Here is a 19,422-nt window from a genome sequence, read left to right on the forward strand (position 1 = left end):
GATATCTTCTTCTCATGCCGGAACAGCAGACACGCCTGCTCGCGGAGCGCTACGAGCTCGTCGCCCCGCTCGGCCGGGGCACGATGGGGACCGTGTGGCGCGCCCGCGATCGCGCGCTAGGGCGCGAGGTGGCGGTCAAAGAAATCCGCCAGGACCCCGGACTCACCGAGGAACAGCGGGCGGAGCTGCGCGAACGCATGGTCCGCGAAGGACGCATCGCCTCGCGGATCAACCACCCTTCCGTGGCCGCGATCCACGACGTCATCATCCATGACAACAGCCCGTGGATCATCATGGAGCTCATCGAGGCCCGCTCGCTCGAGCAGGTGATCGAGGAGGAAGGGCCGCTGCCGCCCCGGCTGGTGGCGGAGATCGGCGTCGACCTGCTCGGCGCGCTGCGCGCCGCCCATGCCCAGGGCATCACCCACCGCGACGTCAAACCCGCCAATGTGCTCATCACCGAGAGCGGGCGCGTCGTGCTGACCGACTTCGGCATCGCCAAGGCCGAAGGCGACTCGCGGCTCACCAAGACGGGCATGGTCATCGGCTCCCCCGGCTACACCGCGCCCGAGCGGGCCAGGGGCGAGTACACCGGGCCCGAGTCCGACATCTGGTCGCTCGGCGCGACGCTGTACTTCGCCGTCGAGGGGCGGCCCGCGTACGAGCGTTCCACGGTCGCCGAGACGCTGGCGGCGCTGCTGACCGAGAACGCCGACCCGCCGACCCAGGCCGGGCGGCTGCGGCCCGTGCTGAACGGGCTGCTGAACAAGGACTACCGGCAGCGGCTCACCGCTGCCAAGGCGGAGACCTTGCTGCGCATGGTCGCCGACACCCCCACGAGCGAGATGCCGGCGCTGACGGCCGAGGCTCTTAAGGCGCAGGAGGCCGCATTGCCCGACCCGTTCGCCAAAACGCAAGCAGGATCCGGCAACGGGCCGCAGGGCCCCGCCGGGCAGGGACGCGGCCCCCAGGGGCCGTCCGCGCCGGGACCTCACGGCCCCGGCGGCCCCGTCCCCGGCGCTCCCGGCGCTCCGGGCGCTCCGGGCGGCCCCGGCGTGTACGGCGGACCGGGCGGACCCGGCGCTCAACGCCCGGCCGGAGGTCCCGGCGGACAGCTCCCGAGCGGCCCGGGCGGGCCGGGCGGTCAGGTCCCGGGCGGTCAGGGCGGCCCGGTGGGGCCGGGCCGGCGACCGGCCGCGGCCGGCGGCAGTGGCCCCGCATCAGGCCCGCAGGCGGTGTCAGGCCCGCAAGCGGTATCCGGTCCTCAGGCGGCATCCGGTCCTCAGGGCCCGGTGAGCGGCCCGAACTCGCCGACTCTGCCGCACATCAACACCCCCTATCCTCCGCCGGGCCGGCCGCAGGCTTTCGCCACCCCGGCGGCCCCGGGCACCGCGCAGGGCGGACCGGGTACCGGCCCCCATGGGAACGCGCCAGGCGGCCCGTACGGCAACACGCCGGGCACCGGCCCGCAGGGAGCCGCACAGCAGGGATCCGCACAGCAGGGATCCGCACAGCCGCACGGGAACGCGCCAGGAGCCGCCCAGGGCGGCGCGGCCGGTACCGGCGAGGGTGCCGGTGACGGCGAGGGCTACGACCCCGAGCGGACGATCAGCATCGCACGCCCCAAGGGCCCGTTCCCGCCCCCGCCGGCGGACCAGGGCCCGGGCGGGCAGCCGCCGCAGAACGACGAGGGCGCGGTGGTCACCACCCGTATCCCCAACCCGCCCGGCCAGCAGGTCTACCCCGTGCCGCCGTCCCAGCCGGGCCGGCAGCCGAACGCCCAGCAGCCGAACCCCCAGCAGCAGGGCCCGCAGCAACAGGGCCCGCAGCAGCCCGGCCAGCAGTTCCCTGGCCAGAGCCACGGCCTGGGCACGGACCTGTTCGCCATCGCCGGCCCGCCGGAGAAGCAGACGCCGGCCAACCGCAACGGCATGCTCATCCTGATGGCGGGGGCCGCCGCAGCCGCCGTGGTGATCGCCATCCTCATCGTCGCCTACTTCTCCAGCTGACCCCCGGCCGGCGCCCGGCGACCGGCCTGAACGACGGCACGCGACCTGACCACGCCTGAAGGACCCGCTCACCGGAACACGAAGCGGCCGGTGAGCGGCACGCTCACCGGCGAACGGGCGGCGGCGACGGACGGCCCGTCAGACGCGACGGGTGACGGCGCCTCGCGACCGGAAGCCTCGCTTAAGGCGTGAGCAACCTCACCAGAGCTCGCAGAACGCTGCGCTCGGCCGGACAGCGCGCCTCAGCCGGGAACGACGCCCCAGGCCGAGCAGGACGTCCAGCCAGGCAGAGCGCCCGGCCCGGCGGGGCTGTGCGCGGGTCCAAGGCGGAACGAGGCGGACCGGGCGGGCGGGCGGTCCTCGCCGGATGCAGGCGGGCGAACTCGCGACGCTTCCATTCGGCGGCCCGCCGCCACGGCGTCGCGTTCGAGACAAGCGGCGAAGGCTCAGGGCATCCGTGCGTACGGACACCCCAGACCCGCCGAAATACGGCGGCCCGCCGCGAAACCCGCCTGCTGAAGGGAATACGGGGGCGTGAGTAAGACTGGAGGTCATGAGTGAGTTCAGGATCGAACATGACTCGATGGGCGAGGTGCGCGTGCCGGTCGGCGCGAAGTGGCGTGCCCAGACCCAGCGAGCGGTGGAGAATTTCCCGATTTCCGGCCGCACGCTCGAAGCGTCGCACATCGCCGCGCTCGGCCTGATCAAGGCGGTGGCGGCGGAGGTCAACGGCGAGCTGGGCGTGATCGAGAAGGACATGGCGGAGGCGATCGCGCAGGCCGCCGCCGAGGTGGCGGAGAACGAGCACGACGACCAGTTCCCGATCGACGTGTTCCAGACCGGCTCGGGCACCTCGTCCAACATGAACACCAACGAGGTGATCGCGACGCTGGCGCAGGAGCGGCTGGGCCGCCCGGTGCACGCGAACGACCACGTGAACGCCTCGCAGTCGTCCAACGACGTGTTCCCGACGTCGATCCACGTGGCGGCGGCCACCGAGGTCAGCTTCCACCTGCTGCCCTCGCTGCGCCACCTGGCGGGGGCGCTGCGGGAGAAGGCGGCGGAGTTCGACGGCGTGGTGAAGTCGGGGCGCACCCACCTCATGGACGCCACGCCGGTGACGCTGGGCCAGGAGTTCGGCGGCTACGCCACGCAGATCGAGAACGCGGTGGCCCGGGTGGAGTCGGCGCTGGAGCGCGTGCTCGAGCTGCCGCTCGGCGGCACGGCGGTGGGCACGGGCATCAACACGCCGCAGGGTTTCGCGCAGGCGGCGATCGCGAAGCTGCGCGAGGCGACGGGCATCGCGTTCGTGGAGGCGCGCGACCACTTCGAGGCGCAGAGCGCGCAGGACTCGATCGTGGAGCTGTCGGGGCAGCTCAAGGTGGTCGCGGTGTCGCTCACCAAGATCGCGAACGACCTGCGCTGGATGGGCTCGGGCCCCCGGGCCGGGCTCGGCGAGATCAACCTGCCGGACCTGCAGCCCGGTTCGTCGATCATGCCGGGCAAGGTCAACCCGGTGATCCCGGAGGCCACGGCGATGGTCGCGGCCCAGGTGATCGGCAACGACGCGGCCATCGCGTTCGCGGGCGCGTCCGGCAACTTCGAGCTGAACGTGCAGCTTCCGCTGATCGCCCGCAACATCCTGGAGTCGATCAAGCTGCTGGCGAACGTGTCGCGGCTGCTCGCCGACCGCTGCGTCAGCGGGATCACGGCGAACGTGGACCGGCTGCGCGAGTACGCCGAGTCGTCCCCGTCCATCGTGACCCCGCTGAACCGCTACGTCGGCTACGAGGAGGCCGCGAAGATCGCCAAGCAGGCCCTGGCCGAGCGCAAGACGATCAAGGAGGTCGTCATCGAGCGCGGTCACGTCGAAGCGGGCACCATCACCGAGGAGCAGCTCGACGCCGTGCTCGACGTGCTGTCCATGACCAGGCCGTGACCCCATGACCAGGTCCTGAGGGCTCCGGCGCGCGCAGGACGCGCCACGACAGGACCGCGGATCACCCGGCCGGCGGCCTGCCGCGACGCCTGCGTCACCGGCCGGCGGCCTGCCGGGTCGCCTGGGCCCAGCGGGCGAGGAGCGTGCGCGCCGCGCCGGAGTCGATCGCGTCGGCCGCGCGCTTGGCGGCGGCGGCCAGCGCGGGCGTCAGGTCGGCCGCGGGCGGCGCGCCGCCGGCGGCGACCAGCGCGGCGGCGGCGTTGAGCAGGACGACGTCGCGCACGGGCCCGGTCTCGCCGGCGAAGACCGCGCGGGCGACCTCGGCGTTGTGCCGGGCGTCGCCGCCGCGCAGGTCTTCGGGGCGGGCCCGGGGTATCGACAGTTCGAGCGGGTCGAAGGCGGTGCGGGTGACCCTGCCCTTGCGTACCACCCAGATCGTGGAGGGCCCGCAGGTGGTCAGCTCGTCGAGCCCGTCGTCGCCCCGGAAGACGAGCGCGGAGCAGCCGCGCTCGGCCAGCACTCCCGCGATCACGGGCGCCATGGACGGGTGGTAGACGCCGACGGCCTGGGCGGGCGGCAGCGCCGGGTTGGTGAGCGGGGCGAGGAAGTTGAAGACGGTCGGCACGCCCAGCTCGCGGCGCGGTCCCGAAGTGCGTTTGAGCGCCGGGTTGAAGGCGGGCGCGAAGCAGAACGTGATGCCGGTCTCCGCCACCACCCGGACCACGGCGGCGGGCGGCAGGTCGATGACCACGCCCAGCTCTTCCAGCACGTCGGCGGCGCCGGCCTGGGAGGAGGCGGCCCTGCCGCCGTGCTTGACGACCGTGGCCCCCGCGGCGGCGGTCACGACGGCGGCCATGGTGGAGATGTTGACGGTGCCGGCCCGGTCGCCGCCGGTGCCGACGATGTCGACGGGGTCGCCGGGCACCCGGATGGCCGCCGATCTCGCCAGCACGCCGTCGGCGAGCCCTGAGACTTCGGCCACGCTCTCGCCCTTGGCGCGCAGCGCGACGGCGAACGCGGCGATCTGGGCGTCGGTGGCGCGGCCCGACATGATCTGCTCCATCGCCCAGGCGGCCTGGCGGGAGGTGAGCGACACGCCGTCGAGCAGCGTGGTGAGGAGCTGCGGCCAGGTGGTGGTCATGTGGTCCCCCTTCTCGTCTGTGCTCGACGGGGGGACACCCACCACACGGTGACGGCCGCCTCGTCGAGGCGGCCGTGCGCGCATCGTGCCGGGAGGACCGCCTAGGAGGCGGACCACCACTGGGACAAATGCGCGATCATGCGCTCAACATAGCAGATGCCGCTGATCCACATAGGAGGCCGCTCATCTATGTCGCTCGGCCCCATGCTGCCCGCGCGGGAGAGCGCCTAGGGTGCGGAGTATGGCGAAGGAGCTGACGGGGCGTACGGCGCTGGTGACGGGCGCCGGCAGCGGCATCGGGGCGGCCATCGCCCGGCGTCTGGCCGAGGCGGGGGCGAACGTGCTGGTCGTCGACGTGCGGGCGGAGCCCGCCGAGCAGGTGGCGGGCGAGGTGGGCGGCACCGCGGTGGTGGCGGACCTGGCCGATCCCGGCTTCGTGGCGGCGCTGCCCGATGACCCGGTGGACATCGTGGTCAACAACGCCGGCTTTCAGCATGTGGCGCCGATCGAGGAGTTCCCGCCCGAGGTGTTCACCACGATGCTGAAGGTGATGGTGGAGGCGCCGTTCCTCATCGCGCGCAAGGTGCTGCCCGGCATGTACGAGCGGGGCTGGGGCAGGTTCGTGAACATCTCGTCGGTGCACGGTCTGCGGGCCTCGCCGTTCAAGTCGGCGTACACGACGGCCAAGCACGCCCTTGAGGGGTTCTCCAAGGTGGTGGCGCTGGAGGGCGCGCCCCATGGGGTGACCTCGGTGTGCGTCTGCCCCGCGTACGTGCGGACCGGGCTGGTGGAGGCGCAGATCGCCGACCAGGCGCGGGTGCACGGCATCCCGCCCGAGCAGGTCGTCACCGACATCATGCTGGAGCCGGCGGCCATCAAGCGGCTGATCGAGCCGGAGGAGGTGGCCGGCCTGGTGGCCTATCTATGCGGTCCCGGCGGCGCGTTCATCACGGGGGTGTCGCTGCCTGTGGACGGCGGCTGGACGGCGCACTAGTGGCCAGGCGGTTTCTCGAGCTGCTGGCCAGGGAGGCGTCGGCGGTCGAGTTCGAGGGGCCGATCATCGAGGCCAGGGCGGCGGGCGCGGACCCGGCGGAGATCGAGGAGCTGGAGCGGGCCAAGGTCGAGGCGCTGAAGGTGCGCGACATGCTCAAGCGGCGGGCCCGCCGCGAGGCCGAGCTGTCGGCCCTGTACGACACCGCCGGCGACCTGGCCGCCCTGCGCGACCTCGACGCCGTCCTGGAGGCCATCGTGCACCGGGCCAGGCAGCTCCTCGCGACCGACATCGCGTACATGACGCTGCACGACCCCGAGCGCGGCGACACGTACATGCGGGTCACGGACGGGTCGATCTCGGCGAAGTTCCGCGCGCTGCGGCTGGCGATGGGGCACGGGCTCGGCGGTCTCGTGGCGCAGACGGCGACGCCGTACGCGACGGCGGACTACTTCGCCGACTCCCGCTTCAAGCACCAGGAGCACATCGACGAGGCGGTCACCGAGGAGGGCCTGGTCGCGATCCTCGGCGTGCCGCTGCGGCTCGGCCAGCGGGTGATCGGGGTGCTGATGGCGGCCAACCGCAGCGCGCGGCCGTTCCATCAGGAGGAGGTGTCGCTGCTTGCGAGCCTGGCGGCGCACGCGGCGATCGCGATCGACAACGCCAGGCTGCTGCAGGAGACCAGGAACGCGCTGGAGGAGCTGTCCCAGGCGCACAGGACGGCGAGGGAGCACGGCGCGGCGGTCGAGCGCGCCGCGCTCGCGCACGACAGGATGACCTCGCTGGTGCTGCGCGGCGGCGGGATCGAGGACGTCGCGGCCGTGGTGACGGACGTGCTCGGCGGGTCGCTGGCGGTGCTCGACGACCTGGGCAGGGCGATCTGCGGCGACGTGGGCGAGCTGGACCCCGGGGTGTTCGAGGCGGCGCAGGCGTCGCGGGCGCTGGGCCGTACGGTGCGCAGGGGCGACCTGCTGATCGCCTCGGTGGACGTGGGCGGCGAGCCGCTGTGCACGCTGATCCTGCGCAGCGACGACGCCGACGAGCGGATCCTGGAGCGTGCGGCGCTGGTGTGCGCGCTGCTGCTGCTGTTCCGCAGGAGCGTGGCCGAGGCCGAGGGCCGGGTCAGGGGTGAGCTGCTGGACGACCTGATCTCCCGGCCGGACTCGCCGGGCCTGGCCGACCGGGCGCGCAGGCTCGGCATGGACCTGGGCGCGCCGCACGTCGTGGTCGTGGTCAAGCACGGCGGCCAGCGGGAGCGCGCCGCGTTCTGGGCGTCCTCCGAGGCGGCGGTACGCCGTGGGCTCGCGGCCGGCCGGGGCGAGGAGGTCGTGCTGCTGCTGCCGGGCGACGACCCCGGCAGGCTGGCCAGGCGGGTGGCGGCGGAGCTGACGGCCTCGCTGCACAGCCCCGCCACGGCCGGTGCGGCCAACGTGGCGGGCGCCTGGGCACAGCCCGGGCGGCGGATGGAGACCGGCGGCGCGCACGCGGTCGCGGCAGCCTACCAGGAGGCGCGCAGGTGCGCCGACGCGCTCATCGCGCTCGGCCGCGAGGGCGACGGCGCGGGGGCGGTGGAGCTGGGCTTCGTGGGGCTGCTCATGGGCGACGGCCGCGACGTGCGCGGCTTCGTCACCAGGGTGATCGGCCCGCTCATCGAGTACGACGCGCGCCGGGGCACCGCGCTCGCCGAGACGCTGACGACGTACTTCGGCACCGGCGGCTCGCCGTCGCGCACGGCAGAGGCGCTGCACATCCACGTCAACACCGTCACGCAGCGGCTCGACCGGGTCGCCAAGCTGCTCGGCGGGGACTGGACGGACCCGGAGCGGGCACTGGAGATCCAGCTCGCGCTCCGGCTGCACCGGCTGGGCCGCACCGCCGAACCACACAGCTGAGCGGAAGACTGTGGGCTTTCGCACCATATGAGTGACTCCGGTCACATCCTACGGTGACCGGCATGGCCACTTCCATCAAGAAGATCGTCGCCGCGAGCCTGATCGGCACCACCATCGAGTGGTACGACTTCTTCCTGTACGGCTCGGCAGCCGCCCTCGTGTTCAACAAGCTCTTCTTCCCCGATTCCGAACCGTTGACCGGCACGCTGCTGTCGTTCCTCACCTACGCGGTCGGCTTCGTCGCCCGCCCGCTCGGCGGCCTGGTCTTCGGCCACTTCGGCGACCGCGTCGGCCGCAAGACGCTGCTGGTCGTCAGCCTGCTGATGATGGGCACGGCGACGTTCCTGATCGGCTGCCTGCCGACGTACGAGACGCTGGGCCCCGCCGCCGCGCTGGTGCTGACGGCGCTGCGGCTGGTGCAGGGCTTCGCGCTCGGCGGCGAGTGGGGCGGCGCGGTGCTGATCGTCTCCGAGCACGGCGACACGGCGCGGCGCGGTTTCTGGGCCTCGTGGCCGCAGGCGGGCGCGCCGGGCGGCAACCTGCTGGCCACCGGCGTGCTTGCGGCCCTGCAGCCGGACGAGACGTTCCTGGCGTGGGGGTGGCGGGTGCCGTTCCTGCTGTCGGGCGTGCTGGTGCTGATCGGCCTGTGGATCCGGCTGACGATCAGCGAGTCGCCGGTCTTCCAGGCGGCGCCGCCGGAGCCGCGCGCCCCGATCGTCGGGGTGCTGCGCCACCACGCCAAGGACGTGGTGGTGGCGATCGGCGCCCGGCTGGCCGAGAACATCTCCTTCTACCTGCTGACCGTCTTCGTCATCACGTACACCAAGCAGAGCGGCGTGGACGATTCGACCGTGCTGAACGCGGTGCTGGTCTCCTCGGCCATCCACTTCGTGACGATCCCGATGTGGGGCGCGCTGTCGGACCGGGTCGGCCGCCGCCCGCTCTACCTGGGCGGCGCGGCCGGCATCGGGGTGTGGATCTTCGCGTTCTTCCCGATGGTCGGCACCGGGAACTTCTGGGTCATCACACTGGCGGTCACCGTCGGCCTGCTCTTCCACGGCATGATGTACGGTCCGCAGGCGGCGTTCTTCTCGGAGCTGTTCGGTACCAGGACCCGCTACACCGGCGTGTCGATCGGCGCGCAGCTGTCGGCCATCGTGGCCGGGGCGCTGGCCCCGATCATCGCCGTTGCCCTGCTGCGCGATTTCGGCAGCAGCCTGCCCATCTCCCTCTACCTCGCGCTCGCGGCGGTGCTCACGCTGGCCGCCGTGTACGCGGCACGCGAAACGCGGGGCAGCGACCTCGCGGAAAGGATCACCACGCGATGAAGGTCACCACCTCCCGGCTCACCCAGCACGTCATGACCGTCGAGGGCAGGGACACCGGCGCGCCGGTGCTGTTCGTGCACGGCAACGTCTCCTCGTCGGCGTTCTGGCGCGACACCCTGCCCGCGGTGCCGGACGGCTTCCGCCCGCTGGCGGTGGACCTGCGCGGATTCGGCGACAGCGACCCGGCGCCGATCGACGCGACCAGAGGCGTGCGCGACTGGTCCGACGACCTCATCGAGCTGATCGAGGCGCTGGAGCTGGACGGCGTGCACCTGGTCGGCTGGAGCCTGGGCGGCGGCGTGGTGCTGCAACTGCTGCGCGACCGGCCGTCCGCCGTCGCGAGCGTCACGCTGGTCAACCCGGTCTCCCCGTACGGCTGGGGCGGCACCGAGGGCCCCGACGGGCGGCTGACGCACGCCGACGGCACCGGCTCGGGCGCGGGCGCGGCCAACCCCGACTTCGTGGCCAGGCTCAAGGCCGGCGACCTGTCGGATGAGTCGCCGACGTCGCCGCGTAACGTCTTCAGGTCCACCTACGTCAAGAACCCGGTCCCCGACGAGGACTTCTACCTGCGCTCGATGCTGACCACCCGCGTCGGCGAGTCGAACTACCCCGGCGACGCGGCCGCCTCCGACGCCTGGCCGGGCGTCGCGCCGGGCAGGACCGGCGTGCTGAACGCCATCTCCCCCGTCTACTTCCGGCTGGACGACCTGCACGAGATCGACCCCAAGCCGCCGATCCTGTGGCTGAGGGGCGCGGACGACGTGATCGTCTCCGACACCTCGCTGCTCGACCTCGCCCACCTGGGGCGGATCGGCGCGGTGCCCGGCTCACCCGGCACGCCCGCGCAGCCCATGGTGACGCAGACGCGGGCGGTGCTGGAGCGCTACGGCGACTACCGCGAGGTGGTGCTGGACGACTGCGGCCACAGCCCGCACATCGAGCGCCCCGACGACTTCCGCCGCGCGCTGGCCGAGCACCTCGGGGAGGCGTAGATGTTCGTCGCGCTCACGTTGGCGGCGAGCCTGCTGACGCCGCCGCAGCCGGCACAGGCGCTCACCGTCCCGGGCGCCGAGCACGCCGTGGTCGCCCGGCTTGACGACCTCACCACGGCGGGCACGGTCGCGACCGGCCACACCGACCCCGACGACTGGGCGGGCCTGCACTCGGCCGCCACCGTCAACCCCACCGGCGTGCCCGGCGTGCAGATCGACGGCTACTTCCCCGACACCTCCACCGGCAACGCCACCCACGGCTGGAACCACGACGCCCAGTTCGTGATCAGGCTGCCCGAGAAGTGGAACGGCGGCCTGGTCGTCAGCGGCACGCCGGGCAACAGGGAGCAGTACGCGAACGACTACACGATCTCCGACTGGGTGCTGTCGAAGGGCTACGCGTTCGCCGCCACCGACAAGGGCAACGTGGGCGTGGACTTCCACCTCGACGGCCGCCGCCCCGGCGATGCCATCGCCGAGTGGAACGAGCGGCTCACCCAGCTCACGGTCGCCGCCAAGGCCGTGGTCACGCGGCACTACGGCAAGCCGCCCAGGCGCACGTTCGCGGCCGGCATCTCCAACGGCGGCTACCTGGTCAGGTGGCAGCTGGAGAACCGCGGGTGGCTCTACGACGGCGGCGTGGACTGGGAGGGCACGCTCTGGCGGCTCGAGGGCGACAACCTGCTGAACTTCCTGCCGCGGGCGCTGAAGGCGTATCCGGACGAGGCGGGGGTGCGGGCGGCCGGCTTCGCGGCGGGCTCGGAGTTCCTGTGGCCGTTCCACCGCGACTACTACTGGGAGCTGACCCAGGAGCTCTATCAGAAGGAGCTGGACCCCTCCTACACGGGCGCGCCCGCCGACTACGACTATGACGCGCGCCGCCCGTACGCGGCCATGAAGAAGATCGCGCTGACCGGCCGCATCACCAAGCCGCTGATCACGCTGCACGGCACGCTCGACACGCTGCTGCCGATCTCGCGCGACTCCGACGTGTACGCGAAGATGGTCGGCCCGCACCGCCCCTTCCGCTATCACCGCATCGAGGGCGGCAACCATCTCGACAGCCTCGTCGACGTCTATCCCGACCGGCTCACGCCCATGCTGCCGGCCTTCAGAAGCGCCTTCGAGGAGCTGGAGCGCTGGGTCAGTCGGTGAGGTAGCGGTGGCCGCCCGCGCGTGCCAGGCGCACGATGTGACGCGCGCCGGGCAGCCGCCTGCCGATCCTGTGCAGCACCGTGTCGCGGCCCATGGGCGAGCGCTGGGGCTCGGCGGCCGCGGCGGGCCTGGCCTCGATCTTGCCGCGGCGCATCTCCAGCGCGAAGCGCAGCCCGACCTCCTCCTCGGCCGAGCGCAGCCAGCACGTCCACGAGCCGGGGCCGAGGTGCTCGACGCCCGGCAGCAGCCGCTTGACCGGCACCTTGGCGACGAGCTGGCCCGCGTACCTGCCCGGCACGCCGGCCTCGACCAGGGCGGGCGCGCACACCTCCCGGGCCCGCTTGCCGGTGCCGCGCATCACCAGCTCAAGCGGCGGGCCGCCGCTCGGCGGCACGTACGGCACCGGCAGCACCACGTAGGCGTGCCCGCCGATGTGCTTGACCTCCACGCCCGGCGAGACCAGCGCGATCGACTCGGAGAACGAGCGCGGCTCCACGGCCAGGCCCAGCTCGCCCTGGTCGCTCCAGCACGGCACCACCAGCCGCGTCCTGGGCCGCTGGGCCAGCACGCCCAGGCAGTTGAACGGCCCTTCCGGCCTGCTCACCCGGCTCCGCGCCTGGTTGGCGCCCGAGAACATGCGCACGTGCACCTCCCACTGGCCGGGGCGCAGCGGCTCGCCCAGCGCGGCCTGGGTGACGTCCAGCCGGGTCTCGGCCTTGATGCGCACCCGCATCCTGCGCCGGCCGTCCTCGATGCGCTCCACCTCCTGGGTCAGCGGCAGGAAGTGCACCAGGCCGGTCTCGGTGTGCCGGACGTACAGCTCGACGCGGGCCCGCTCGACCGCGTCGGTGATGTCGGTGATGTCGTCGGGCAGCTTCCTGGTGTCGAGGACGCGCGGCGGGATCCAGTGCAGGCGGTCGCCCTCCACCCGGTAGCGGTCGGGCGTGCCGTCGCCGGTGACGACCTCCACGGTCACGCCGAGCACCAGCACGTGGGCGTCCCAGCGCACCTCGGTGAGGTCGGCGCGCAGCCCGGCCTTCTTGGTGGCGTTGGCCATGAGCACGATCTGGTCGAGGCGGCCCGCCCGCACGTACGCCGCCACCAGGCGGAGCTGCACCGGCAGGTGGCGGTCCAGGCTCTCGGGGAAGCGCCGCTCGGTCAGCTCCTGCGCCACCCGGAACAGGGCGCCGCGGTCGATGGAGGAGTCGGCGAACTTGCTGGTCATCAGCGGGCGCAGCACGGCCGTGCGGAACCAGTGCGCGTAGACGCGGTCGCGCTGGCGGCCTTCGCCGAGGTACTTGTCGACGTCGTCGAGCAGCCGGTGCAGCTCCTTGACGATGGCCCTCGGGTCCTCCGCAGAGCGCCGCCGCTCCCCCAGGTGGCAGCAGACGTGCTCGGCCAGCACCGCGATGACCTTGGCGTGCAGGTAGGCCCGGGTCACGAACGCCTGCTCGCCCATGCGGCCGCCCGGCACGGGGAAGCCGAGCTCGTGCTCCTCGAGGAAGGCACGGCGGTAGAGCTGCTGCGGGACGAGCGCGGTCAGCAGCCGGTCACGCAGGATGTCGGCACGCGACGTGCTGCGCTCGAAGGCGGTCATGGGCGGGCCCCAGTCGCGCACCAGGCGGCCCACCAGCACGTCGGCGTCGCTCTCCACGGCGCGCTCGTGCATGCGGGCCAGCGCGTCCTTCTCCAGCCGGTCGCCCTGGCTGAGGAAGAAGACGTAGTCACCGGCCGCCGCGGCGAGCCCCACGTTGCGCCCGCGCATGGGCGAGCCCGTGTGCGGCAGGTGAAGCACACGCACGTTCCGCCTGATCGCGGCGATGGCGTCGAGGCGCTCGGCGATCCCGTCCGTGGACCCGTCGTCCACGAAGATCACTTCGTATTCGTCCGCGGGCATCGTCTGCTCCATGGTGGAACGGATGCTCGCGTCGGCGGTGTCACCCGGATTGCAGACATCGACGATCACACTGACCTTCAGACCCATGCGGCCAGCGTGCGCCCGTATACAGGATCAGGCGCGACGGCTTGCCGATTGGAGAAGGAAAGTTGACCCGTTAATACCAACCCCGGGACTGAGAGTGGCCCCATGCGGCGCAGGGCGACCCGTAGCGGCCCTTGATGTAGCCGAGACCCCACTTGATCTGGGTGGCGGCGTTGATCTGCCAGTCGCTGCCCGCGCTGGCCATCTTGCTGCCCGGCAGGGCCTGCGGGATGCCGTACGCGCCGGAGTAGCGGTTCATCGCCCGCTCGTTCCAGCCGCTCTCCTTCTGCCAGAGCCGCTCCAGGCAGCCCCACTGGTCCTGGCCGAACCCGAACGCGGCCAGCATCTGCTTCGCGGTGGCCTTGTTGGAGCCCGGCGAGGGGGTGCTGCCCGGCGGGAAGTTCTGGGCGGGGAAGCCGTCGCCGCCGGGGGCGCGCTTGGGGATGATCCAGTCGAGGTCCTTGCCCGCCGCGCCCGACCTCTTCTTCTTGAGCTGGTCGGCCCGGTACGCCTGCTCGGCCTCGGCCTTGAGCAGGTCCGCCTTGGGGTCGGGGGCGTAGAGGTCGCCGCTGGCCAGACGGCCGAGGTCCTCCACGGTGAAGGAGGGCTTGGTCTCGTTGGCGTTCTGCACGGCGCGGTAGGCGACGAAGCCGCCACCGCCTGCGACGACGGCCAGCGAGACCACGGTGATGACCACCCGCTTGGGGGTGATGCGCGAAGACCGGCGCCTCGGCGGAAGGTCTTCCTTCGGAGGGCGCTCTTTCAGCTTCGGACCGGGGCTCACGATGGATGAGCTTGCCCTGTCCTAGGGGGTGCTCCGCAACCGAAACAGGGGAATTGCTTGCCGTAAATTTCACCAACCACCAGGTTGGCTCACGATTTCCGAAATATTGTGACCTTGGTCACATGGGAGTCATCTAGCGGACAGATCGCCGCCGCGAGCTGAAGGGCGCATTGAACCAGGGTGCGCTTCTTATTGATCTTGTAGAGAACATGTCACAGTTCGGTGACACAACCCGTGCAATCAGGACGTGGAATAATAATGTGCGCGTGGCTGGCATCCTCCTTGTAGAAGACGATCCCTCGGTGCGCACGGCTCTCGAGCTGGCGCTGACCAGGCAGGGACACTCCGTCACGTCGTACGCGACGGGCGAGGAGGCTCTCGACCACATCAGAGCCCGCCGTCCCGAGATCGCCATCCTCGACGTCATGCTGCCCGGCATCGACGGCATCGAGGTGTGCCGCCGCGTCCGCAAGCTCGACCAGCTCCCCGTCATCCTGCTCACCGCGCGCGGCGACGACCTGGACATCGTGGTGGGACTCGAAGCGGGCGCCGACGACTACGTGGTCAAGCCGGTCGAGCCGCGCGTCCTCGACGCCCGCATCCGCGCCGTGCTGCGCAGGGCCGAGTCGGCCGCCTCCGACCGCATCACGTTCGGCGAGCTCGTGATCGACCGGGGCGCGCTGAAGGTCACGCTGTCCGGCAAGGAGATCCACCTGACGCCGACCGAGCTGCGGCTGCTGCTGGAGCTCGTCCGCCACCCCGGGCAGGTGCTCAACCGCCGCTACCTGCTGCGCGCCGTCTGGGATCACACCCACATCGCCGACTCGCGCCTGGTGGACGCCTGCGTGCAGCGCATCAGGGCGAAGATCGAGCCCAAGCCGGGCGAACCCGTCTTCATCCACACGGTGCGCGGCTTCGGCTACCGCTTCAGCCCGCCGTGATCCCCCTGCTCCGCCGGCTCCCCCGGCTGCTCCGGCCCACCGGGCTGCGCGGCCGCCTGGTCATCACCTTCACCCTCGTCGCCGTCGGCGCGGCCCTGCTCGTCGCGACCATCGGGTACGAGCTGGCCAAGACCGCGCTCGTCACCAGGGCCGAGGCCACCGCGCTCGACCTGGTGACCAGGGAGCTGAGCGGCATCACCTTCCCCGTCGGCAAGCTCAGGCCGGGCGAGGCCCCGCCCACCCAGCGCGACCTCGAACGCGTCGCGCACGCGCTCAGCGGTCCCGGACGCAGCGTGTTCGTCGAGTACGGCAACATGCTCGCCGTCGAGGGCCCGCTGTCGATGAGCGACGTGCCCAACGAGCTGTACGGCCGGGCCAAGCAGAGCGTCGTCACCCAGCGCAAGTACATCCACGGCGACCTGTACCTCATCGTCGGCGCCGAGGTCTACCGGGAGAACTCCGGCGTGCCCGAGCCGACGGGCCTGCGCGCCTTCGCGTTCTTCCCCATGCACGACGACGAGGCCCAGCTCGCCACCCTGCGCAACACGCTGACCAGGACCAGCCTCGTCATCGTGGTCATCGCGCTGGTCGTGGCGCTGCTGTCGGCCCGCCAGGTGCTGCTGCCGGTGCGCCGGCTCAGCGCCGCCGCCAAGGCCCTCGGCGAGGGCAGGCTGGACACCCGCCTGCCCGTGCACGGCCACGACGAGCTGGCCGGGCTGACCGCCAGGTTCAACGACGCCGCGGCCGCGCTGGAGCTGAGCGTGGCCGAGCTGCGCTCGCTCGAGGCCATGTCGCGCCGGTTCGTCGCCGACGTCTCCCACGAGCTGCGCACGCCGCTGACCGCGATGACGGCCGTGGCCGACGTGCTCTCGGAGGAGGCCGAGCACCTGCCCGAAGCGCCCGCCGAGGCCGTCAGGCTGGTGCTCAGGGAGGTCGAACGGCTGCGCGAGCTGGTCGAGCACCTCATCGAGGTCAGCCGCTTCGACGCCGGCACCGCCACGCTCAACCTGGAGCCGGTCAACGTGGCCGACAGCATCGCCGACTGCCTGGAGGTGCGCGGCTGGACCGACCAGGTGACGGTCAAGGCGTCGCAGGGCCTGACCGCCAACCTCGATCCCAGCAGGTTCGACGTCATCGTGGCCAACCTGGTCGGCAACGCGCTCAAGCACGGCGCGCCCCCGGTGATCGTCAGCGCCAGGACCACGGAGAACGGCCTGGAGGTGAAGGTGCGCGACCACGGCAAGGGCATCCCGCCCGAGGCACTGCCGCACGTCTTCGACCGCTTCTTCAAGGCGGGCGCCGGTCGCGCCCGCAGCCAGGGCAGCGGGCTCGGCCTGTCCATCGCCCGCTCGAACGTGCTGCTGCACGGCGGCACGATCTCCGTACGCCCTCAGAGCCCCGGCACCCTCTTCACCGTCTGGCTACCGCACACATGAAGACCATCCGTGTCCTCGCCATCGCGACCCTGCTGGCCGGGGCGGCGGCCTGCGGCATCTCTCCCACCGACGTGGAGGACCGCGGCAACGCGCCCACCGCGAAGATCCCGCCGCCGTCCAAGACCATCTACCTCATCAGGGACGGCAAGCTCACGCTGGAGCCCGCCGACGTCGAGGACGACACGGTGGACAGCCTGCTCGGCGCGCTCTTCGACGCCTCCAGGAAACCGCTGCTCGACGGGCGGGACACCGCGCTGCGCGGCTTCACGTACCTGCGGACCAAGAACTCCATCAACCCACCGCAGCGGGACGAGATCCAGCTCCCGCGCACCTCGACGCTGACCGTCTACATCAGCGGCGAAGGCACGCTCACCAAGATCGGCATCGCGCAGATCGTGTGCACCGCGCAGCAGGACGCGGCGTTCGAGCAGGTGAGGATCGTACGCGAGAACCCGCACCGCCCCCCGAAGCTCGAGGGGCGGTTCACCTGCGGCGAGCTGAAATGATCACATGGTGATGTCTTCGAGCATCTCCGTGACCAGCGCGGCGATCGGCGAGCGCTCGGACCTGGTCAGCGTGACGTGGGCGAAGAGCGGGTGGCCCTTGAGCTTCTCCACCACCGCGACCACGCCGTCGTGCCGGCCGACCCGCAGGTTGTCGCGCTGGGCCACGTCGTGGGTGAGCACCACCCGCGAGTTGGCGCCGATGCGGCTCAGCACGGTGAGCAGCACCCCGCGCTCGAGCGACTGGGCCTCGTCCACGATCACGAACGCGTCGTGCAGCGACCGGCCGCGGATGTGCGTGAGCGGCAGCACCTCCAGCATGCCCCGATCCAGCACCTCCTCGATCACCTCCGGCGAGGTGATCGCGCCGAGCGTGTCGTAGACCGCCTGCGCCCACGGGCCCATCTTCTCGCCCTCGGTGCCGGGCAGGTAGCCGAGCTCCTGCCCGCCGACCGCGTAGATCGGGCGGAAGACGACGACCTTGCGGTGCTGGCGGCGCTCCAGGACGGCCTCGAGACCCGCGCACAGCGCCAGCGCCGACTTGCCGGTGCCGGCCCTGCCGCCCAGCGACACGATGCCGATCTCCGGGTCCATCAGCAGTTCGAGCGCGACGCGCTGCTCGGCGGAGCGGCCGTGCAGGCCGAAGACCTCGCGGTCGCCGCGCACCAGCCGTACGGACTTGTCCGGCTGCACCCGGCCGAGCGCCGAGCCCTTGGCCGACAGCAGCCGCAGGCCGGTGTGCGTGGGCAGCTCTCTGGCCTCCTCCAGGTCCGCGGTGCCCGCCTCGAAGAGCGTCTCGACGTCCTCGGCGGTCACCTGGATCTCGGCCATGCCCGTCCAGCCCGACTCGTGCACCAGCTCGGCGCGGTACTCCTCGGCCGCGAGGCCGATCGAGGCGGCCTTGACCCGCATCGGCAGGTCCTTGGAGACGAGGACGACGTCGCAGCCCTCGCTGGCCAGCGAGCGGGCCACGGTGAGGATGCGCGTGTCGTTGTCGCCCAGACGGAATCCCGCGGGCAAGATGGATGGGTCGCTGTGGTTGAGCTCAACCCTGATCGTGCCGTCCCCCGTGGGCATCGGCTCGTCCAGCCTGCCGTACTGGACACGCAGGTCGTCGAGGTAGCGAAGGGCCTTCCTCGCGAAGTAGCCGAGTTCCGGATGGTGGCGCTTACCTTCCAGCTCCGTGATGACCACGATCGGAAGGACGACGTCGTGCTCGGCGAACCTGGTCATGGCCGCCGGGTCGGCCAGCAGGACCGAAGTGTCCAGCACGTACGTGCGCTTGGCCTGCTGGTTCTTAGGGTTGCTCGAGGACACTGCCACACGTTCTCCCCCGGGCGCCCGTCGGCGCGGGCACCCTGCAGACGAGGTGGGAATCGGACCGGACCCGCGTCCCCGACCGCTCTTCGCCGTCGGCGCCGGAGTCCGGCCCCCTCGGCAAGTGATGGTGCAAAGGCGGGCCCTCTCCGAAATGTCCGACCTGTGACCGGACATTTCCAACGTTACGTCCTAGATACCCGATTGTCGCGTTAAGAACCGTAACGTCGGTGTCTCGCAGCGTAGTCGCGCAGCGCCCGAAGGAAATCGACCTTGCGGAAGTCCGGCCAGTAGGCCTCGTGGAAGTAGAACTCAGAATGAGCGCTCTGCCAGAGCATGAAGCCGGACAGGCGCTGCTCGCCCGAGGTCCGGATGAGGAGGTCCGGGTCGGGCTGGCCGCGAGTGTAAAGATGCTCCGCGATGTGCTCCACATCGAGCACCTCGACGAGGTCCTCGATGCTCGCTCCCTTGCTCGCGTGCTCTTGGAGCAGTGAGCGCACCGCATCGGCAATCTCACGCCTTCCTCCATACCCAACTGCAACGTTCACAATCAGGCCGGGACGGTGTGATGACGCTTCTTTTGCGTTCTTCAGGACATTCGCCGTGCGGTCGGGGAGCAGGTCGAGCGCGCCGACCGGGATGATCCGCCAGCCCTCGGCCACCAGCTCCTGCGTCACGTCCTCGATGATGCGCAGCAGCGGCTCCAGCTCCTCCTTGGGCCGGTTGAGGTTGTCGTTGGAGAGCATCCAGACCGTGACCACCTCGACGCCGGTGTCGCGGCACCAGGTGAGCAGCTCAGAGATCTTGTCGGCGCCCTTGCGGTGGCCCGAGGAGACGTCCTGGAAGCCCATGGCACGAGCCCACCGGCGGTTGCCGTCGATGATGACTCCGACGTGCCGAGGGATGCTGTCCTTCGACAGCTTGGCCTCCAGCCGGCGTTCGTACAGCCGGTAGACCAGATCGCGCAGGCCCACGGAGCGCCTCCTCAGCGTTCGGTCTTTCATGCCCTA

At 71.6% G+C, this 19,422-nt stretch carries 15 protein-coding genes; 10 read left to right on the plus strand and 5 right to left on the minus strand.

Annotated elements, in window-relative coordinates; all coding sequences use genetic code 11:
* Positions 1-14 precede the first annotated feature (14 nt).
* Together ACGFIM_RS35150 and ACGFIM_RS35155 are read left to right on the plus strand one after the other, a co-directional pair.
* Positions 15-2,009, plus strand: coding sequence for a protein kinase (locus tag ACGFIM_RS35150; protein WP_393209708.1), 1,995 nt, complete (start codon positions 15-17; stop codon positions 2,007-2,009).
* A 553-nt stretch (positions 2,010-2,562) separates the two neighbouring features.
* Positions 2,563-3,948: a class II fumarate hydratase gene (locus ACGFIM_RS35155; RefSeq protein WP_393209711.1), complete on the plus strand. Its 1,386-nt coding sequence runs from the start codon at positions 2,563-2,565 to the stop codon at positions 3,946-3,948.
* 94 nt (positions 3,949-4,042) lie between these two features.
* Here the strand turns inward: ACGFIM_RS35155 and trpD are convergent, their stop codons facing one another.
* A complete protein-coding gene (gene trpD, locus ACGFIM_RS35160; RefSeq protein ID WP_393209714.1) occupies positions 4,043-5,089 on the minus strand; it encodes an anthranilate phosphoribosyltransferase in 1,047 nt (348 codons plus the stop codon).
* Positions 5,090-5,330: 241 nt separating this feature from the next.
* Here trpD and ACGFIM_RS35165 point away from each other — a divergent pair, with 241 nt between their 5' ends.
* The 5 genes from ACGFIM_RS35165 (at position 5,331) to ACGFIM_RS35185 (ending at position 11,450) form a co-directional block, all read left to right on the plus strand.
* Positions 5,331-6,083 (plus strand): 3-hydroxybutyrate dehydrogenase, encoded by a 753-nt coding sequence (locus tag ACGFIM_RS35165; RefSeq protein WP_393209717.1) that lies wholly within the window; start codon positions 5,331-5,333, stop codon positions 6,081-6,083.
* Positions 6,083-7,972, plus strand: a complete 1,890-nt coding sequence (locus ACGFIM_RS35170) for a helix-turn-helix domain-containing protein (RefSeq protein WP_393209720.1) — start codon at positions 6,083-6,085, stop codon at positions 7,970-7,972. Before ACGFIM_RS35165 ends, ACGFIM_RS35170 begins: the two co-directional genes overlap by 1 nt.
* 62 nt (positions 7,973-8,034) lie before the next feature.
* Positions 8,035-9,300, plus strand: coding sequence for an MFS transporter (locus tag ACGFIM_RS35175; RefSeq protein ID WP_393209723.1), 1,266 nt, complete (start codon positions 8,035-8,037; stop codon positions 9,298-9,300).
* Entirely contained in the window at positions 9,297-10,295 is a 999-nt protein-coding gene (locus ACGFIM_RS35180; RefSeq protein WP_393209726.1) for an alpha/beta fold hydrolase, read from the plus strand. The genes ACGFIM_RS35175 and ACGFIM_RS35180 overlap by 4 nt, the downstream gene beginning before the upstream one ends.
* On the plus strand, positions 10,296-11,450 hold the full coding sequence (locus tag ACGFIM_RS35185) for a tannase/feruloyl esterase family alpha/beta hydrolase (RefSeq protein ID WP_393209729.1): 1,155 nt from the start codon (positions 10,296-10,298) through the stop codon (positions 11,448-11,450).
* Here the strand turns inward: ACGFIM_RS35185 and ACGFIM_RS35190 are convergent.
* Both ACGFIM_RS35190 and ACGFIM_RS35195 read right to left on the minus strand, forming a co-directional pair.
* Positions 11,440-13,434, minus strand: a complete 1,995-nt coding sequence (locus tag ACGFIM_RS35190; RefSeq protein WP_393209731.1) for a glycosyltransferase family 2 protein — start codon at positions 13,432-13,434, stop codon at positions 11,440-11,442. The two genes, ACGFIM_RS35185 and ACGFIM_RS35190, sit on opposite strands and share 11 nt — an antisense overlap.
* 70 nt (positions 13,435-13,504) lie before the next feature.
* Positions 13,505-14,128 carry a lytic transglycosylase domain-containing protein gene (locus tag ACGFIM_RS35195; protein ID WP_393209734.1) on the minus strand — a complete coding sequence of 208 codons (624 nt, stop codon included), beginning with the start codon at positions 14,126-14,128 and terminating at the stop codon, positions 13,505-13,507.
* Positions 14,129-14,481: 353 nt separating this feature from the next.
* Between ACGFIM_RS35195 and ACGFIM_RS35200 the strand changes: the two genes are divergently transcribed.
* From ACGFIM_RS35200 to ACGFIM_RS35210, 3 genes are read left to right on the plus strand one after another with little or no spacing between them, the layout of a single operon-like run.
* Positions 14,482-15,156 (plus strand): response regulator, encoded by a 675-nt coding sequence (locus ACGFIM_RS35200; RefSeq protein ID WP_393209736.1) that lies wholly within the window; start codon positions 14,482-14,484, stop codon positions 15,154-15,156.
* A complete protein-coding gene (locus ACGFIM_RS35205) occupies positions 15,153-16,592 on the plus strand; it encodes a sensor histidine kinase (protein ID WP_393209739.1) in 1,440 nt (479 codons plus the stop codon). The genes ACGFIM_RS35200 and ACGFIM_RS35205 overlap by 4 nt, the downstream gene beginning before the upstream one ends.
* Entirely contained in the window at positions 16,589-17,098 is a 510-nt protein-coding gene (locus ACGFIM_RS35210) for a hypothetical protein (protein ID WP_393209741.1), read from the plus strand. Before ACGFIM_RS35205 ends, ACGFIM_RS35210 begins: the two co-directional genes overlap by 4 nt.
* Here the strand turns inward: ACGFIM_RS35210 and ACGFIM_RS35215 are convergent, their stop codons facing one another.
* Together ACGFIM_RS35215 and ACGFIM_RS35220 are read right to left on the minus strand one after the other, a co-directional pair.
* Entirely contained in the window at positions 17,099-18,418 is a 1,320-nt protein-coding gene (locus ACGFIM_RS35215) for a PhoH family protein (protein ID WP_393209744.1), read from the minus strand.
* A 206-nt stretch (positions 18,419-18,624) separates the two neighbouring features.
* Entirely contained in the window at positions 18,625-19,386 is a 762-nt protein-coding gene (locus ACGFIM_RS35220) for an isoprenyl transferase (protein WP_364068809.1), read from the minus strand.
* Positions 19,387-19,422: the final 36 nt, after the last annotated feature.

Source organism: Nonomuraea sp. NPDC049309, from assembly GCF_043196965.1.
Taxonomy (GTDB): Bacteria; Actinomycetota; Actinomycetes; order Streptosporangiales; family Streptosporangiaceae; genus Nonomuraea; species Nonomuraea fastidiosa.

What these genes read in the sequence shown, in the direction of transcription:
- ACGFIM_RS35150 (WP_393209708.1), top strand. Translation starts at nt 15, where the DNA reads ATGCCGGAACAGCAGACACGCCTGCTCGCGGAGCGCTACGAGCTCGTC.
- ACGFIM_RS35155 (WP_393209711.1), top strand. Translation starts at nt 2,563, where the DNA reads ATGAGTGAGTTCAGGATCGAACATGACTCGATGGGCGAGGTGCGCGTG.
- trpD (WP_393209714.1), bottom strand. Translation starts at nt 5,089, where the DNA reads ATGACCACCACCTGGCCGCAGCTCCTCACCACGCTGCTCGACGGCGTG.
- ACGFIM_RS35165 (WP_393209717.1), top strand. Translation starts at nt 5,331, where the DNA reads ATGGCGAAGGAGCTGACGGGGCGTACGGCGCTGGTGACGGGCGCCGGC.
- ACGFIM_RS35175 (WP_393209723.1), top strand. Translation starts at nt 8,035, where the DNA reads ATGGCCACTTCCATCAAGAAGATCGTCGCCGCGAGCCTGATCGGCACC.
- ACGFIM_RS35180 (WP_393209726.1), top strand. Translation starts at nt 9,297, where the DNA reads ATGAAGGTCACCACCTCCCGGCTCACCCAGCACGTCATGACCGTCGAG.
- ACGFIM_RS35185 (WP_393209729.1), top strand. Translation starts at nt 10,296, where the DNA reads ATGTTCGTCGCGCTCACGTTGGCGGCGAGCCTGCTGACGCCGCCGCAG.
- ACGFIM_RS35190 (WP_393209731.1), bottom strand. Translation starts at nt 13,434, where the DNA reads ATGGGTCTGAAGGTCAGTGTGATCGTCGATGTCTGCAATCCGGGTGAC.
- ACGFIM_RS35210 (WP_393209741.1), top strand. Translation starts at nt 16,589, where the DNA reads ATGAAGACCATCCGTGTCCTCGCCATCGCGACCCTGCTGGCCGGGGCG.